The 16,424-nt window shown below is 43.2% G+C and carries 15 protein-coding genes; 8 read left to right on the top strand and 7 right to left on the bottom strand.

Annotated elements, in window-relative coordinates:
- Positions 1 to 12: 12 nt before the first annotated feature.
- The 4 genes from BUB08_RS09430 to BUB08_RS09445 all read right to left on the bottom strand — a co-directional run bounded on the left by BUB08_RS09430 (position 13) and on the right by BUB08_RS09445 (position 3,156).
- Positions 13 to 849, bottom strand: coding sequence for a prephenate dehydratase (locus BUB08_RS09430; RefSeq protein ID WP_073001149.1), 837 nt, complete (start codon positions 847 to 849; stop codon positions 13 to 15).
- A gap of 98 nt (positions 850 to 947) precedes the next feature.
- Positions 948 to 1,361 (bottom strand): ACT domain-containing protein, encoded by a 414-nt coding sequence (locus BUB08_RS09435; RefSeq protein WP_073001151.1) that lies wholly within the window; start codon positions 1,359 to 1,361, stop codon positions 948 to 950.
- A gap of 5 nt (positions 1,362 to 1,366) precedes the next feature.
- Entirely contained in the window at positions 1,367 to 2,665 is a 1,299-nt protein-coding gene (locus BUB08_RS09440) for a phenylacetate--CoA ligase family protein (protein ID WP_073001152.1), read from the bottom strand.
- A 59-nt stretch (positions 2,666 to 2,724) separates the two neighbouring features.
- Positions 2,725 to 3,156, bottom strand: a complete 432-nt coding sequence (locus BUB08_RS09445) for a hypothetical protein (protein WP_073001154.1) — start codon at positions 3,154 to 3,156, stop codon at positions 2,725 to 2,727.
- A 343-nt stretch (positions 3,157 to 3,499) separates the two neighbouring features.
- Here BUB08_RS09445 and nrfH point away from each other — a divergent pair, with 343 nt between their 5' ends.
- The 6 genes from nrfH (at position 3,500) to BUB08_RS09480 (ending at position 8,683) form a co-directional block, all read left to right on the top strand.
- The gene (gene nrfH / locus BUB08_RS09455; RefSeq protein WP_245820186.1) at positions 3,500 to 4,102 is read left to right on the top strand and encodes a cytochrome c nitrite reductase small subunit; all 603 of its coding nucleotides are present in this window, start codon (positions 3,500 to 3,502) and stop codon (positions 4,100 to 4,102) included.
- A 23-nt stretch (positions 4,103 to 4,125) separates the two neighbouring features.
- Positions 4,126 to 5,631 carry an ammonia-forming cytochrome c nitrite reductase gene (gene nrfA / locus BUB08_RS09460; RefSeq protein WP_073001158.1) on the top strand — a complete coding sequence of 502 codons (1,506 nt, stop codon included), beginning with the start codon at positions 4,126 to 4,128 and terminating at the stop codon, positions 5,629 to 5,631.
- A 34-nt stretch (positions 5,632 to 5,665) separates the two neighbouring features.
- On the top strand, positions 5,666 to 6,889 hold the full coding sequence (locus BUB08_RS09465) for an alginate export family protein (RefSeq protein ID WP_175549982.1): 1,224 nt from the start codon (positions 5,666 to 5,668) through the stop codon (positions 6,887 to 6,889).
- Between the two features lie 25 nt (positions 6,890 to 6,914).
- Positions 6,915 to 7,697: a hypothetical protein gene (locus tag BUB08_RS09470; RefSeq protein WP_073001160.1), complete on the top strand. Its 783-nt coding sequence runs from the start codon at positions 6,915 to 6,917 to the stop codon at positions 7,695 to 7,697.
- 451 nt (positions 7,698 to 8,148) lie between these two features.
- Positions 8,149 to 8,400 carry a type II toxin-antitoxin system ParD family antitoxin gene (locus tag BUB08_RS09475; RefSeq protein ID WP_073001162.1) on the top strand — a complete coding sequence of 84 codons (252 nt, stop codon included), beginning with the start codon at positions 8,149 to 8,151 and terminating at the stop codon, positions 8,398 to 8,400.
- On the top strand, positions 8,393 to 8,683 hold the full coding sequence (locus tag BUB08_RS09480; RefSeq protein ID WP_073001164.1) for a type II toxin-antitoxin system RelE/ParE family toxin: 291 nt from the start codon (positions 8,393 to 8,395) through the stop codon (positions 8,681 to 8,683). Before BUB08_RS09475 ends, BUB08_RS09480 begins: the two co-directional genes overlap by 8 nt.
- Before the next feature lie 45 nt (positions 8,684 to 8,728).
- Here the strand turns inward: BUB08_RS09480 and BUB08_RS09485 are convergent, their stop codons facing one another.
- From BUB08_RS09485 to BUB08_RS09495, 3 genes are all read right to left on the bottom strand, one after another.
- A complete protein-coding gene (locus tag BUB08_RS09485; protein ID WP_139249664.1) occupies positions 8,729 to 10,009 on the bottom strand; it encodes a hypothetical protein in 1,281 nt (426 codons plus the stop codon).
- A 147-nt stretch (positions 10,010 to 10,156) separates the two neighbouring features.
- Positions 10,157 to 10,867, bottom strand: coding sequence for a YebC/PmpR family DNA-binding transcriptional regulator (locus BUB08_RS09490; RefSeq protein WP_073001168.1), 711 nt, complete (start codon positions 10,865 to 10,867; stop codon positions 10,157 to 10,159).
- Positions 10,868 to 11,089: 222 nt separating this feature from the next.
- Positions 11,090 to 12,517: a RapZ C-terminal domain-containing protein gene (locus tag BUB08_RS09495; protein ID WP_073001170.1), complete on the bottom strand. Its 1,428-nt coding sequence runs from the start codon at positions 12,515 to 12,517 to the stop codon at positions 11,090 to 11,092.
- Positions 12,518 to 12,566: 49 nt separating this feature from the next.
- On the opposite strand from BUB08_RS09495, the gene BUB08_RS09500 reads away from it, so the two are divergent.
- Together BUB08_RS09500 and BUB08_RS09505 are read left to right on the top strand one after the other, a co-directional pair.
- Positions 12,567 to 13,292 (top strand): YdcF family protein, encoded by a 726-nt coding sequence (locus BUB08_RS09500; RefSeq protein WP_073001173.1) that lies wholly within the window; start codon positions 12,567 to 12,569, stop codon positions 13,290 to 13,292.
- 151 nt (positions 13,293 to 13,443) lie between these two features.
- Complete coding sequence (locus BUB08_RS09505) at positions 13,444 to 16,359, top strand: FAD-binding and (Fe-S)-binding domain-containing protein (protein ID WP_073001175.1); 2,916 nt, start codon at positions 13,444 to 13,446, stop codon at positions 16,357 to 16,359.
- The last annotated feature ends 65 nt before the right edge of the window (positions 16,360 to 16,424 follow it).

The following is a 16,424-nucleotide window of genomic DNA, read 5'->3' on the forward strand; positions in this document are numbered from 1 at the left end:
ATGTTTATCTGTTTATTGATCGTGAACACTAATATCTCCGCGTTTATACTCGCCTAAAATAGCAAGACTCGAAACACTTTTCAACACCTGATGAATTGCTTTTTCATAATTTTCCATATTCTCCCATTCCACGTCCACATGAATGGTGTATTCATTTGGCCGCCCCACAACAGGCACCGACTGAATTTTTGCGAGGTTAATTTCTTTCTCCGTAAAAACATTCAACACCCCTGCAAGCGCGCCGTAAAAATGCCCCACTTCGAAACACAACGAAGCTTTATTTGCATCTTTTGAATGGTTTCCATGTTTGGCAAGAATCAGGAAACGGGTATAATTTTTCTTGTTGGTTTCAATTCCTTTATCAAGTATGTTGAGCTGGTACAATTCTGCAGACCTGAGATTTCCGATAGCAGCGGCGTTTGTCGGCCGCTCTTCTGAAATAAACCGGGCTGAACTTGCAGTATCCATTCCTTCGTGCAGTTCAGCCTTCGGAAAATATTCTTCGAGGTACTCCACACATTGCTGCAACGCAACAGGGTGCGAATAAATGTCTGTAATATCCTCCGGTTTTACGCCCGGAACTGCCATGAGGTTCATCTGAATATGGAGGTAAATTTCTCCGATAATCCGCAAATGATAATCGCGAATTAACTGGTAATTTTTCAGCAAACTTCCTGCAATGGAGTTCTCAATTGCCAAAACCGCATAATCAACCTGGTCGGTGTCAACCAGCTTACACACACTGGTAAAAGATTTGCACTCAACCACCTCAATATCTTCAGCAAAATATCTCTGCGCGGCATCCTCATGAAAAGACCCCACAATTCCCTGTACTGCTATACGCTTCATCTAATCTTTTTAAATTGATTTCAAATATACACATTCTGAGTTTAGAACAGGTCACAGGCTTTTTGGTTCTTTTCAATTTTAACCTAACCACCAAAAATTTAGTCGTTATCCAGCAATTCGTTTTTATGTTTATGAAGTTTTTCCACGCACCTTTCGATGTTGGTTGGCCGAATTACAATAACCGCTGCATCTTCATTCATGGAGAAAGCGTAGAGGTATTCGATAAACACACCTTCCGCATTAAGAATTTTGAGCATTTGTGACAAAGCCCCCGGGCGGTTGTTGCTTTTTACCAAAACCACGTCGGTTGTACGTACCGAAAAATGCTTCGCCTTTAACACTTCACAAGCTTTTTCGGGATCTGAAACGATGAGTCGCAACACCCCGAAATCAGAAGTATCGGCTACGGTAAAAGCAGAAATATTGATGTCTGACTCACCAAGGATCTGGGCAACTTCGTTGAGCCTGCCCGATTTATTTTCAAGAAATACAGAAACTTGTTTTGCTTTCATAATTTTCAGATTTTTCTATTGTCGATTACCCGTTTAGATTTTCCTGCAGTGCGCTCAATGGTTTTTGGTTCCACCAGTTTTACATCTACCGAAATGCCCAGCGTGCCCTGAATGTTAGCCGTGATTTTCTTACGCAATGCTTCCAGTGCACGAATTTCGTCGGAGAAAAACTGTTCCTGAACTTCCACCAGCAGTTTCAATACGTCCAGCGATCCTTCGCGTTCCACAATCAACAAATAATGTGGTTCGGTTTCGCTCATTTCGAGCAGCACGCTTTCAATTTGCGACGGGAATACATTTACGCCGCGGATAATAAGCATGTCGTCTGACCTTCCGGTGCATTTTTCCATACGAACCAGTGTTCTTCCGCACTCGCATTTTTCGTAAACAAGTCGCGTCAGATCACGCGTACGGTAGCGCAAAATCGGGATTCCTTCTTTGGTTACGGTGGAAAAAACCAGTTCGCCCAGTTCGCCCGGAGGCAGCGGCTCCAATGTTACCGGGTCAATTATTTCGGGAATAAAATGGTCCTCGTTAATGTGCATTCCGGCCTGGCACTCGCATTCGCAGGAAACTCCAGGCCCAATTACTTCACTAAGCCCGTAAATATCAATGGCCCGCAACTTCAGTTTCGATTCCACTTCGCGCCTCATATTTTCACTCCACGGCTCGGCTCCGAATATACCTACCCGAAGTTTTAAATCCGCGGGGTCGATTCCCATTTCCTGCATAACTTCTGCCAGAAAAAGTGCATACGAAGGCGTGCAGGCAACTACGGATGTTCCAAAATCCTGCATCAACTGAATCTGCTTTTTTGTGTTCCCTCCGGAAATAGGAATTACAGTTGCTCCAAGGTTTTCGGTTCCGTAATGCAATCCGAGACCGCCGGTAAACAAACCGTAACCGTAAGCCACCTGTACAATATCGTTTTTGTGGACTCCGGCCATGCAAAGTGCCCGGGTTACCACCTCTGCCCACATGTTTAAATCGTTTCGCGTGTAGCCTACTACCGTTGGTTTTCCGGTGGTTCCGGAGCTGGCGTGAACCCGAACAATTTCGCTCATGGGCACGGCAAACATGCCAAACGGGTAATTATCGCGCAAATCAGTTTTTATTGAAAAAGGAAGTTTGCTTAAATCTTCAACCGATTTAATGTCTCCGGGAAGCAACCCTTTTTCCTGCATTTTTGCCCGGTAGCTGGGAATGTTGTGGTAGATACGCTGTACCGCCTGAACCAACCTTTCACTCTGAATGGCAGTCATTTCATCGCGTGACGCACATTCTATTTTTTCGTTCCAAATCATTCGTATATTTTTCAAATTGTTTACACCCGCAATTCCTTTGCTGATGGAAATTTTATTCTCTATTTTCCGTAAACCGTTTTATCGTCAAGAACCGGGATATTGTTATCCGAGAGCAATTTTTTGGCCTCCAGCACGTCCGGCACATCGAGTATAAGAATGGCCATGTTGGTTTGGGAAATAAGCCGGGTGTATGCATTCTCAATATGGATTCCCGCGCCGGAAATCCTCATTAGCAGATGATCCAGTCCGCCTGCTTCATCTTTCATTTCCAAAGCAATCACCTCGCGCAACGCAACTGAATTTCCCTTCTCGGCAAGCACCCGGTAAGCCTTCTCGGGCTGGTCTACCAACAGGTTTAATACTCCCCATCCGTTTAATATATTATTCAGAGTCAGCGACCGGATATTGATTTCTTCCGCCTTCAGAATATTAGTGACACCCTCAAAATGAGCTATCTTGTTTTTAAGAAAAACAGCAATTTCAAATGCCATAACAGTTGATTTTTGGTTTTTAATGCAAAACTGTTAATAATAAAACAGCCCTGCAAACTTTTCAATTTTCAAACAAAAATAAAAGGAAATTTAAAAATTGTAAGCAGCAAACACCATATTTATAAAATTTGTCAATTCTCCCGAAAATTATGTTTTGTAAAAATGACTTTTCCCAATACGTTGCTGCTAAATTCAGTGGAAGCAAAAAAAACGCTTAAAACAGAGGGAATAACTTCCAAAATCGTCTCCCTATTTATTCTCTTTTTAAATAACGCATTTTCACGGCAATATTCTCATCTACTTGTAACATCTGTTACAGGTTTAGAGTAAAATTAAACTGAAATTGCAAACCACAACTAAGTTATTCCAAACCATGCTAAAAAACTACCTGCCACCACCAAAATGGAAGCTCCCGGTTACAATAGTTTTAGCTGTTTTCACCGGACTGGGTCTCCTGACGATTTATCTGTCCAAAGCTCATTCCTATCTTTCAGACAACCCGGAGACATGTACCAACTGCCACATTATGGCGCCACAATACGCAACATGGGGACACAGCTCGCACCGAGAGTGGACCAATTGCAACGACTGTCATGTGCCGCACAACAACGTGCTAAACAAGTACTATTTTAAGGCGAAAGACGGGTTGCGCCATGCTACTGTTTTCACACTCAGAGATGAGCCACAGGTAATATTTATTAAAGAAGAAGGCGCAGATGCTGTACAAAAAAACTGCATCAGGTGCCATTCGAAACTTCTGGTTGATCCCAAACTTGAAGCCACAGTAGAAAACCATCATTTTACCCGAACAAACCGCAGGTGCTGGGACTGCCACCGCGAAGTTCCGCATGGAAGGGTAAATAGTCTTTCCAGCGTGCCCGACGCCCGTGTGCCACTGCCACAAAACCCGGTTCCCAACTGGTTAAAAACGAACTCGAAAAATTAAAATCACACAAAACAAATAGCAAAATGAAAATAACAGAAAAACGCCCATGGCTGGCATGGATGCTCTTTTTTGCAACCATTGTAGCAGTATTTCTTTTGGGACTTTTAGCTTCGTCTATTATAGAACGACGCATGGAAGCCGTTTATGTAAGCACCCCGCAAACGGAGATTCAGCCGTTTGAGCCGCGAAACGAGGTGTGGGGAGAAAACTACCCGCGCCAGTTCCAGTCGTATTACGGAACAGCGGACACTACTTTCCGAAGCAAATACAACGGCAACACCATGATTGACATGCTGAAAGAAGACCCTCGCCTTGTTGTACTTTGGGCCGGATACGGTTTTGCAAAAAATTACAACCAGGGACGCGGACACTATTATGCTGTTACCGACATACACAACACCCTAAGAACCGGTGGCCCGAAAAATGCCAACGACGGTCCGATGCCAGCAACCTGCTGGACATGTAAAAGCCCCGACGTACCGAGAATTATGAACCGCGACGGTGTGGCAGCATTTTACTCCGGCTCGTGGGCACGACTGGGATCCGAAATCGTAAATCCCATTGGGTGTGCCGATTGCCACGACGAAAAAACCATGAACCTCCAGATTTCGAGGCCGGCGCTGATTGAAGCTTTCGACCGGATGGGAAGAGACATTACCAAATCCAGTTACCAGGAGATGCGCAGCCTGGTTTGCGCACAGTGCCACGTAGAATACTATTTCAATAAAAAAGTAGTGGAAGGCGCACAGTACCTGACTTTTCCGTGGGACAACGGATTTACTGCCGAAGCGATGGAAGAATATTACGACAATATTGAATTCAGCGACTGGACACATGCCATGAGCAAAGCGCCGATGCTAAAAGCACAGCACCCGGGGTACGAAGTTTACATGACCGGCATTCATGCAAAACGCGGCGTATCGTGCGCCGACTGCCACATGCCTTACATGAGCGAAGGCGGACAGAAATTCACAGACCACAAAATGCAGTCGCCACTAAACAACATTGCAAACTCATGCCAGGTTTGCCACCGCGAAGAAGCAGCAAAACTGGTTCAGGATGTTTACGAGCGTCAGGATCGGATTATTGAAAACCGGGACGAGCTGGAGAGATTGTTGGTAAGGGCGCATGTTGAAGCCCAAAAAGCATGGGAACTGGGAGCGACAGAAGAACAAATGAAAGAAATTCTGCAGGGAATACGGCATGCCCAGTGGCGTTGGGATTACGCAGCGGCGAGTCATGGCGGCTCGTTCCATTCTCCGGTGGAAATCAGCCGCACAGTTGCAAACGGAATTACCATTGCGCAGGAAGCCCGCATAAAACTGGCACGGTTGCTTTTCAGATACGGGCTGAATGAAGAACTCCCCTACCCCGACATCTCAACAAAAGAGAAAGCACAGAAATTTATCGGGCTGGACATAGAAAAACTGAATGAGGAAAAAGAAGAGTTCATAAAAACCTTACTCCCACAATGGCTTGAAGAAGCCGAAAAAAGGGAAGCTTCGTGGGATGTTTCATCAACAAACTGATTTTTTTGAACGCTTAAAAAACAACCAAAAACGAATGAACAGAAATATTTTTCTACCTCTTGCCGCTGCTGCCCTTTTTATGTTTTCTGAAGCCCGGGCGCAGTTTGTATTGTCGGGCGAGTTCAGGCCCCGGACTGAATTTAGCCGGGGATACAAATCACTGGCAGCCGAAGACCAGAAAATGTCGGTTACAACAGCGCAGCGAACCCGGCTAAACGCCATTTTCAATACAGAAACAATTAAAGCAAAGCTGGTTCTGCAGGATGTTCGCTACTGGGGCGGGCAACCACAACTGGTTACCAACGAAGATTTTGCCACTTCGATACACGAAGCATGGGCAGAGGTTCAACTTGCCAAAAACTTTTCAGTAAAAGCAGGCAGGCAGGAACTGGTTTACGACGACTCCCGAATGTTTGGCAATGTGGGCTGGGCACACCAGGCGCGTTCGCACGATTTGGCCCTGTTCAAAATTGAAAACGAAATTAAACTGCACCTGGGAATAGCGCACCACGAAAGCCCGGACATCACCAACAACTTTTACTACGGGCCGGATGCATACAAAAACATGCAGTTTTTGTGGTTCAATAAAACCTGGGAGAAAACAGGACTGAGTTTATTGTTGCTGAACAACGGCGTTCCGTTAAACATATCGGACGAAAAACAGGAAACCCGCTACAGTCAAACCCTTGGCGGAAGAGTAACCCACATGCTCAGCAATGCAACTTTTGCTGCAAACCTGTACTACCAAACCGGGAAACACACATCAGGGGCAGATATTAGCGCTTTAAATTTTCTACTGGAGGCATCGTTAAAAAATGGCATTTCGGGCGGGTACGAATACCTTTCGGGAAACAGTCACGACAAATACGACAAAGTGTACGCATTCAATCCACTTTACGGAACCAACCACAAATTCAACGGATTTATGGACTATTTTTATGTGGGAAACCACATTAATTCTGTGGGATTGAACGACATTTACATCAGGTACAAGTACAAAAAAGACAAGCTTGGATTTGAAGGGCATTTACACTATTTTTCGTCGGCGGGGAAAATATCGGACAGCGCAAAAAAATACCTGGGGACCGAACTGGATTTGGGCGTTTCTTATGCAGTTCATCCCGGTGCGGTTATCAGTGCCGGTTGGTCGGTAATGTTTGCAGGAGAAAGCATGGAACTGCTCAAAGAAGGCAACCACGAAACAGGGCAACACTGGGGATATATCATGCTTTCTGTTACTCCTGTGTTTTTGAAGTAGTTGCAAGACAATAATAAACTAATCAATGAAAATTTGGATATCAACATTAATCATTCTAATCTATATTCCTTTTAGCAGTAATGGACAAGAGGAGAAATGGTTACTGAACAAAGATTCTATTTTTACATCAATATCTTCTGAACATTTTAATCTATATTCCTTAGATGGTCATCTTACCAAGAAAATAAAGTTAGATATACTACAAAAAAGGGAATCAGCTTATCGGGAGATTTCGGATTTTTTTGAGATTGAAAAAAAATTAGTAATCAATATTTTCCTTTTTAAGAATGAACATACAAAATATACACTAACTGGTCACAAAGGTATTGGATGGGGGTTTGATAATAATATTGTAGAAGTATTTAATGATTCATTTCGTATGGATCCCTACCATGAGTTGGTGCATGTAGTTGGCTATACACTTAATAAACCTCCAGCATTGATTGATGAGGGAACAGCAGTTTATCTATCTCAGCTATACGGCAACAAAGCCTTTTCAAAAATGATTGGCTACCCAACAAAAAGCATTAATGAAATTCTTTTATTGCTTAGCAAAAGAGAAGGATTCATAAATATCTCAGATCTACTTTCTTATAATGAAGTTGGTAACATTTTAGCATATTGTACATCAGCATCTTTTGTCGAATTCTTAATTCAGGAATTTGGCAAGCAAAAATTTCTGGAGTTATTTAAATCATTGTCAAACGCAAATAGTGCCAAGAATAAAATAATATTCGAAAAAATCTACGGCGTAAAATTTAGTCAAATCGAGGATGAATGGACAAACCATAAAAATGTTAGAAAATAGAAATTACTACCGCCAACACAGTACAGATTGCATAATACATACATAGTTGTCCGCCAACTACAAATTCCCGTATCGCAGTTCAGTCCTGCCGGATATGAACACTCCCCGAAATTCGTTTCGCAGCATTCACCCGGCTTGTTGATAGCATCACGTTACTTCGAAAAATATATGCTATTCTGGAGTTTGTCAGACAAAAAACTGACGTGAAAAATTGCGTAAAAAATCCAATTTTGAAAAGGGAATTTTTGCCATTGCAACCACACGGGCATAAAAAATTATCACATCTGTAAAATACAGAATCAAGAAAAGCAACAAGTAGCGTCTAAGCCCCAGACACACACCGAAAAACGACTAAAAACAAGCCACTTAACACACAATGATTTCGAAGTTCAGAAAGTTGAATTTTTATAATCGTGCTAATTATTGGTATGTTTGAGAAAAAATAAAGCAAATGGACCGAAACACATCAATATCACTCGAAAATTATTTTGACACGTTTATTCAAGAGAGTGTTGCTAACGGACGATATAAAAGTGCAAGTGAGGTTGTTCACGCTGGATTACGGCTCTTAGAAGAAGAAGAGAGCAAAATGATTGCTTTGAAGAATGCAATTCAAGAAGGAATTGATAGTGGAATTGCATATGACTTTACCCCAAAAAAACATCTGAAATCAATAAAAGAAAAGAGAAGATCAAATGGCTAACTATTATCTTACCAACAAAGCGGTTGATGATTTAACTCAAATCTGGGATTACACTTATCAAAAATGGCCGGAAAGGCAGGCTGACAAATATTACAAAGAACTATTACGTGCCTGTAAAAAAATAGTAACAAATTCTGAATTAGGGAAAAAACACGTTAAAATATATCCAGACCTGTTTGGACTGCCTATAAATCGGCACATTATTTTTTTCAGAAGAATAGATCCCGATTTTGTTGAAATCACCAGGATTCTGCACGACCAAATTGATTTAAAAACCGAATAGCTGAATAAAACTAAAAATTGCTGATTTAAAAATAAGTATCAATTCTCACCGGGTTGCTTTAACCGGCACCTGATCAAAATATTTTTTAAAAAGAGAAAACCTTTGCGATTTGGACTCGGTACGTTTTTGCCGAATAAACCCAAACCTTAACGGCGAATATTTTTCGAGTTTCTCCAGATACTCACTTGAGTATGCGTCCGGATTCAACCCGGCCGATTCAACAATCATGGTTTCAATGCTGCGGTTCATCAGCGCCAGCATGGTTTCAGTTTTTGCGCCTTCGAAACACCGCAACTCTTCCATCGCTTTTCTTCCAAAGTGGATAGTACGGTTAACAAACGCGCCCAAGTCGGGAGTTCCCTCGACGCACGAAAACATTGTTTTTGTATTAGCCTCCGTATCTTCCTTTACATCCTGAATGTCGTCGAGCAATTGCAGATAAACACCGTAACCAAACAGCGCACGCTCCTGCTCCTGCGTGAGGCGCCCGGCCACCAGGTAACCATCTGCAAGCACCGAAGCGCCTCCTTTTTCAAAACAAATTTTTCGAATTGCAGATTTTTCGAGGCCGTTGCAGTTTATCAGGCTCAGGCTATTGGTTTGCCCCTGCTGAATTGCATAAAGACTTTTGTAAACTCCGGGAAATTCATTCCGAGGAAACTGAGTTTCAAACATTCCGACCAAACGAAACAACTGCGATTCGGTATGCCCGGCAGGCTGCGGATTTTCCCCGTGCAACCGCCGGTTAAATCTTTTGCTGAACTCCTGTTTCTCTTTACCGGAGACAGACGGCTCGTCAAGCAGATTATCGCTGTACGGATAAATCATGCTGTACGAAAAAACCGAAGGCGTTATTTCAACGGGAAGCCCCATCATCAGTTGCAACCCGTTCATTATCCAAACGTTTCGTATTCCCTGGTAAATATTCTCCGGAGAAAGCTCCGGGCCAAAAGTTCTGGCTTTAAAAAAGAAATCTTTGGAAACACTCTTGAAATCATCCGAAAGAATGATTTCAAGATGATCGGCTTCAAAATCGAAAACGTTCTCCAAAAAATCCCTGAATACAGGAAAAAAGGCATGACCGGGGTCGCGATCTTTCAAAACTCGTACCTTCTCTTTCTTCGACTGAAAGCGTTTTACTTTTTCCTGAAACTCGCTGAATTTACGTTCCCTTGTTACCTGTCCCTCTTCTGAATAACGTATTTTCAGTTCCGGCAACGTCTCCGGACTCTCTTCCCAAATTCTGACAAAATGTTCAATATACGAATCTACGGCCAGCATAATCCTGTTCTTTTTTACATGAGTAAAATTAAACAAGAATCGCATTCCCGCGCAGTTTTTTAGATAACCGGCAGAATTTTCACGACAAATGAATGATAACAATCGGAAATTCCAAACACCGAAATGGAGTTCGGAGAAACCTTTCGCTCAATCAGAAGCAAAAAAAAACGTTACTTTTTCCAACAAATACACTCAGGCAATATTCGTGTAAACGGCCTGAACATCGTCGTCGTCTTCCAGTTTGTCGAGCAATTTTTCGATTTCTTCCTGCTGCTCATCGGAATATTCAACCGGGTCGTTTGAGAAACGTTTTAACGTAGCTTTTTGTACATCAATACCCAGGTTTTCCAAAGCATGAGCCAAATCACCAAAACTGGTGTAATCTGAATGCGCATACACAATGCCATCGTGCTCTTCAATTTCGTCGAGACCGGCATCAATAAGTTCCAGTTCCAGCTCCTCCAAATCCGTTCCTTCCTTCATTTCGAATTCAAAAACAGCTTTTCTGGAGAACATGAATTCCAGCGAACCGGTTGGCACCAATCCGCCCCCTGCTTTATTGAAATAGCTTTTTACGTTGGCAACAGTGCGCGTGCTGTTATCAGTGGCACATTCTACAAATACCAACACGCCGTGAGGTCCTTTTCCTTCGTAGTTCACCTCGGCAAAATCGGCAGCATCTTTTCCGCTGGCGCGTTTAATGGCTGCATCGATGTTGGCTTTAGGCATGTTCTGCGATTTGGCATTCAGAATAGCAGTCCGAAGAGCTGCATTCAAGTCAGGGTCGGGTCCGGCGGCTTTTGCTGCTATTGTAATTTTCTTTGCCAGCTTCGGAAATGTCCGCGACATTTTATCCCAACGCTTTTCTTTGGCCGCTCTGCGGTATTCAAATGCTCTTCCCATGACTTAAAAATATATAATTAAAAAAAACTCCGCGAAAATATAAATTTGTATCCGAAAATACGGATGATATGTCCCAGGAAATTTATTCAGTTTTTAATTTTTTTGGGTTTGCACACTTTTTCTTCCTTAGTAACTTTAGCGCCACACTTTTTACATTCGAATTTTGGGTTTTCTTTATTTTTAAAATCCTTCTTTTTACAAGCTGTTTTTGACATTCTTTGTTTAAAATTGTTGTTCACGGTGAACAAGAACAACATGAACAGGAAAATTGTTTCGCAAATGGGCGGCCAATTTTTCAGCTGCATAAACCGAGCGGTGTTGCCCTCCCGTACAGCCAAAACCTACAGACAGATGGGAAAAGCCGCGCTCCAGATATTTTTTCACTGATTGCTCTACCAGCGTTTTTACAGGTTTCAAAAACAATTTCATTTCGGAATTTTGTTCAATAAATTGCTGAACCTTCAAATCTCGTCCGGTAAGTGTTTTGTACTCTGGATACCTGCCCGGATTATTCAGCGCCCGGCAGTCGAAAACAAATCCGCCTCCATTTCCCGAAGGATCCGAAGGAATTCCTTTTTTATATGAAAAACTGGTAATTCTGACCGTCAGGTTACTACTCACCTGCCCTATTTCTTTTAATGTTTCTGAATGAGTTAACTGATTCAGCACATTTACCAGCTCGGGAAGCGCAACTGGGAAATTCAGCTCCGGCAGCAAGTTTTGCAGGTTATTAATTGCATAAGGAATGCTTTTCAGAAAGTGTTCCTTCTTTTCGTAAAATCCGCGAAACCCGTAGGCGCCCATCGCCTGCATAATCCGGATAAGCACAAAACCATTGAAATACGAAGCGAATTCAGGTTCGTTAACCCGAATGTATCCTTTCAGCTCGTTAATGTAATAATTGTACAAGTGTACTCTGACATCCTGCGGAATATCCGCTTTTCCATCGTACAACAGCGACGCCAAATCGTATTGTAGCGCGCCGCGCCGTCCTCCCTGGTAATCGATAAAATACACACCGCCATCTTTCAGCATCACGTTGCGTGACTGGAAATCGCGGTAAAGGAAATAACCTGAAGGTGCAGAAAGAAGGTAATTACTGAATGTCAGAAAATCATCTTCCAGCGCCTGTTCGTCAAACGAAACTTTGGCCAGTTTTAAAAAGTAGTATTTAAAATAATTCAAATCCCACATCATCGACTGTTTATCAAACGCTTCGCGCGGATAACAAACAGAATAGTCCACGTCTTTTCCGGCAACAATCTGAATTTTCGGCAATACTTTCAGCACTTTTCTGTACTCAGCCACTACATTCTCCGAAAATCCTTCCGATTCGCGGACTTCCGACAGGTAGTCGAACAATGTTACATTTCCGAAGTCTTCGAGCAAATACTTTTTCAGGTCAGAACTTACTGCAAAAACTTCGGGAACCGGCAGCCCTTTTAGCCTGAAATGGTTTGAGAACGACAGGAAAGCTGTGTTCTCCTTCACATCGGCATTAAATGCCCCCAATACTGAACGGTTGCTGTTTCCGAGGCGGCAATATTCGCGGTACGATCCCGAAGGAGGCAACATTGAAAAGGTTTCTACTTTCTCCTGAAACTGGTGCTCAAACAGCTGAATTATTTCATTCTTTTCTTCGTTTTTCAAAGCTATGATTGTTGAAAGATTAAACGTATTTTTATGCTCTATTCAAAGCATGATGAATAAAACAAAAATCAAAAATATTTATTTTTTAAGGATACTCCGAATTTTTTTCGTGTTGTCGGGCATATTCTTGCTAACGGTTGTAATAATTGCATTCACCACCCTGCCTTATTGGGGCATCCACTGGCTGGGCACCAGCAAATCGAAAATAAAAGCAGAACCACAAACCATTATTTTAATGGGTGGCGCCGGAATGCCCAGCGAAAGCAACCTGATTAGGGCGTGGTACACAGGAAATGCTGCAAAAAGTTTTCCGGATGCAAGCGTTGTTATTGCCATGCCCGGAAATCTTTCGGACAGTACGAGCACTCCGCAGCTCATGAAAAAAGAGCTGATTTTACGCGGTGTTTCCACACAAAATATTCGTTTTGAAAACGAAGGCACAAATACGCGCTCCCAGGCGTTGAACTGCCAAAAACTGCTCGGCACCTCCCAACCGATTCTGCTGGTAACATCGCCCGACCACATGCGCAGGGCTGTGCTTAGTTTCAGTAAAGCCGGGTTCGAAAAAGTAAATGCCCTGCCGGCATTCGAAAATGCAACAGAGGCCGACCTCACTTTTTCTGACGATGCGCTCGGCGGGAAAAAAACAGTTGCCCCCGATGTGGGAGAAAGCATCCAGGTGCGCTACCAGGTCTGGAATCATTTAAAATATGAAATTACGTTTGCCCGTGAAATAGCTGCGCTGGCGTACTACAAAATACGCGGCTGGATTTAAGCACCAACAAATTCTGCTTGGCAACAAAAGCCTGAAATCTCTGTTCACACAAACAGGCCTGCACCAACGTAATCAGATTATTAAGAAACAATTAATTGAGTTGCACCAATTGAGCGAAACTCCTATTTTTACGGAACTAAAAACGAACCTTATGCAATCCGCTTTTAACCAGCTTAAATCCCAGTTAGAGGGCGATTTATTCACAGACAACGTTCAGCGAGTACTCTATTCTACTGATGCATCGCAATACAAAGAGCTCCCGCTGGCGGTAACCCGTCCGAAAAACAAAGAAGACATTCAGAAAATAATTGCTTTTGCCCGTGAAAACGGCACTTCGGTAATTCCACGCGGAGCCGGAACCTCGCTGGCCGGGCAGGTTGTGGGCCCCGGAATTGTGGTGGACATGTCGAAATACATGAACCGAATACTTGAGCTGAACGAAGCAGAAAAGTATGTAATTGTTGAACCGGGGGTTGTTCTGGCAGAATTGAATCTGTTCCTGTCGAAATACGGATTGCAGTTTGGACCGGAAACGTCCACGGCCAACCGCTGTGTAATCGGGGGCATGCTGGGAAACAATTCCTGCGGATTACATTCACTGGTTTACGGCAGTGTTCGCGAGCATATTTTAGAAGTAGATGCCGTTCTTTCCGACGGTTCTGCAACCACTTTTAAATCGCTGTCGAAAGAGGAATTTGCACAAAAATTAAATGGAAACGCCAACCAGTTGGAAAAGTCCATTTACAAAAATGTTTTCGATATTCTTTCCAACCCGGAAAACCAAAAAGAGATTCGCACAAAATTTCCCGACCCGAAACTTACCCGTCGAAATATGGGATATGCTATCGATTCTTTGCTGAATTCAGAAATGTTTTCAGAAGGAGGAGAGCCATTCAATTTCAGTAAGCTTCTTGCCGGGTCAGAAGGAACTCTTGCTTTTTCGTACCGCATCAAATTAAATGTAATACCGCTCCCGCCAAAACACAAAGGGCTGGTGTGTGCTCATTTTGAAACGCTGGAAGAATCGTTGGAAGGAAATCTCGTTGCGTTAAAGCATCATCCGCAGGCCATTGAGCTGATGGATGACATTATTTTGCAATGCACCAAAGAAAATATTGAACAAAATAAAAATCGCTTTTTTGTAAAAGGTGAGCCGGGCGCTCTGCTGATGATTGAGTTTGCCTGTGCCACCGAAGAAGAACTAAATACCAGAGCCGTCGCCCTGGAAAAAGATTTACGGGCAGCCGGGCTGGGATATCATTATCCGCTGGTAACCGGGGCCGACAAAATAAAGCGCGTGTGGGCTTTGCGTACTTCCGGGCTCGGGTTATTGGCCAACATTCCCGGCGACCGAAAAGGGGTTCCCGGAATAGAAGACACTGCTGTGGCGCCCGAATACCTGCCTGCGTACATTGCAGATTTAAAAAAAGTTTTGAAAAAACTGGGGCTTACCAGTGTGTATTACGCACACATTGCAACCGGCGAAATCCATTTCCGGCCGCTCATCAATTTTAAAGACCCCAACGATGTAAAACTTTTTGACTCCCTCATGAGCGAGGTAGCAGCGCTTGTAAAAAAGCACCGCGGTTCGATGAGCGGCGAGCATGGCGACGGACGTGTGCGCGGCAAGTTTATTCCCTTTATGCTGGGCGAACACAACTACAGACTACTTAAAAGTCTGAAAAAAGCATGGGATCCCGAAAATATTCTGAATCCCGGGAAAATTGTAGACACCCCGCCCATTACCGAAAGTTTACGTGTTATTCCGGGAAAACCAACGCCGGAATTCGATACTTTTTTCGATTTCTCGAGATACAGAGGATATTTCAGAAGTATAGAAAAGTGTAATGGAACAGGCGACTGCCGTAAAAGCGAAGTGATTGGCGGAACCATGTGCCCCACATTTATGGCAACTCGCGATGAAGATAAAACAACCAGAGGACGGGCAAATATTCTTCGTGAATTTCTTTACTCCGACGACAAACAAAATCCGTTTGACCACCGGGAAATTTATGATATTCTGGACTTGTGTATTTCGTGCAAGGCATGTAAATCAGAGTGCCCTTCGAATGTGGACATGGCCAAGCTGAAAGCCGAATTCATGCAGCATTATTATGATATCCATGGAATTCCGCTGCGCTCGCGACTGATTGCCTACCTGCCCCGGCTGAATCCGCTTGCCATACTGGTACGGCCAATTTCCAATTTTATGATGGGAACTTCAGTTTTCAAAAAAGCAATTGGGTTCGAATCAAAAAGAACTCTTCCAAGACTATCAAAAATTACGCTTAACCGCTGGACAAACAAAGCAATACCGGCACCGGAAACCGCGCCCAAAGGGATGGTTTACCTTTTTAACGACGAATTTACCAATTACAACGAAAGCGACATCGGGATCAAAGCGATTCTGTTGCTTACAAAATTGGGCTACGAAGTACGAATTCCGGCACATAAAGAGAGCGGCCGCACATTTCTGTCGAAAGGATTGGTGCGCACATCGAAAAAAATTGCGACAGAAAATGTTAATCTATTAAAAGAGATTGTTTCAGAAAAAACGCCGTTAATCGGAATTGAACCTTCGGCAATTCTTGCGTTTCGCGACGAATATCCTGAGCTGGTAGAAAAAGAGTTACAGCCAGCAGCAACAGAATTAGGGAAACACGCACTTCTGTTTGAAGAGTTCTTTTCCGAAGAAATTGAAAAAGGGAATATTACGGAAGACCAATTTGACACTGAAGAGAAGCAAATATTACTGCACGGCCATTGCCAGCAAAAATCGGTAGCCAGCACTGCCCCCACAAAAAAAATGCTGGCATTGCCCAAAAATTATTCGGTAAAAGAAATTCCTTCGGGGTGCTGCGGCATGGCAGGCTCTTTCGGGTACGAAAAAGAACATTACGATTTATCCATGAAAATTGGGGAAATGGTGTTGTTCCCGGCAGTTCGCGAAGCCGATGAAAAAGTTATTATTTCGGCTCCCGGAACATCGTGCCGCCACCAGATAAAAGACGGTACCGGAAAAACGGCAAAACATCCGGTAGAAATAATGTACGAAGCACTAAAATAAACCGGAAGCAAAAAAATTACTTCCGGTTTGTTTGAAGAAAAAGCCAGGCTTCTTCATTCGGGTTT

Source organism: Mariniphaga anaerophila (assembly GCF_900129025.1).
GTDB lineage: Bacteria > Bacteroidota > Bacteroidia > Bacteroidales > Prolixibacteraceae > Mariniphaga > Mariniphaga anaerophila.

Excerpts from the sequence above, each read along its gene's own strand:
- BUB08_RS09430 (WP_073001149.1), bottom strand. The coding sequence starts at position 849 with ATGAAGCGTATAGCAGTACAGGGAATTGTGGGGTCTTTTCATGAGGAT.
- BUB08_RS09435 (WP_073001151.1), bottom strand. The coding sequence starts at position 1,361 with ATGAAAGCAAAACAAGTTTCTGTATTTCTTGAAAATAAATCGGGCAGG.
- BUB08_RS09440 (WP_073001152.1), bottom strand. The coding sequence starts at position 2,665 with ATGATTTGGAACGAAAAAATAGAATGTGCGTCACGCGATGAAATGACT.
- BUB08_RS09445 (WP_073001154.1), bottom strand. The coding sequence starts at position 3,156 with ATGGCATTTGAAATTGCTGTTTTTCTTAAAAACAAGATAGCTCATTTT.
- nrfA (WP_073001158.1), top strand. The coding sequence starts at position 4,126 with ATGAAAATAACAGAAAAACGCCCATGGCTGGCATGGATGCTCTTTTTT.
- BUB08_RS09465 (WP_175549982.1), top strand. The coding sequence starts at position 5,666 with ATGAACAGAAATATTTTTCTACCTCTTGCCGCTGCTGCCCTTTTTATG.
- BUB08_RS09470 (WP_073001160.1), top strand. The coding sequence starts at position 6,915 with ATGAAAATTTGGATATCAACATTAATCATTCTAATCTATATTCCTTTT.
- BUB08_RS09475 (WP_073001162.1), top strand. The coding sequence starts at position 8,149 with ATGGACCGAAACACATCAATATCACTCGAAAATTATTTTGACACGTTT.
- BUB08_RS09480 (WP_073001164.1), top strand. The coding sequence starts at position 8,393 with ATGGCTAACTATTATCTTACCAACAAAGCGGTTGATGATTTAACTCAA.
- BUB08_RS09485 (WP_139249664.1), bottom strand. The coding sequence starts at position 10,009 with ATGCGATTCTTGTTTAATTTTACTCATGTAAAAAAGAACAGGATTATG.
- BUB08_RS09490 (WP_073001168.1), bottom strand. The coding sequence starts at position 10,867 with ATGGGAAGAGCATTTGAATACCGCAGAGCGGCCAAAGAAAAGCGTTGG.
- BUB08_RS09500 (WP_073001173.1), top strand. The coding sequence starts at position 12,567 with ATGATGAATAAAACAAAAATCAAAAATATTTATTTTTTAAGGATACTC.
- BUB08_RS09505 (WP_073001175.1), top strand. The coding sequence starts at position 13,444 with ATGCAATCCGCTTTTAACCAGCTTAAATCCCAGTTAGAGGGCGATTTA.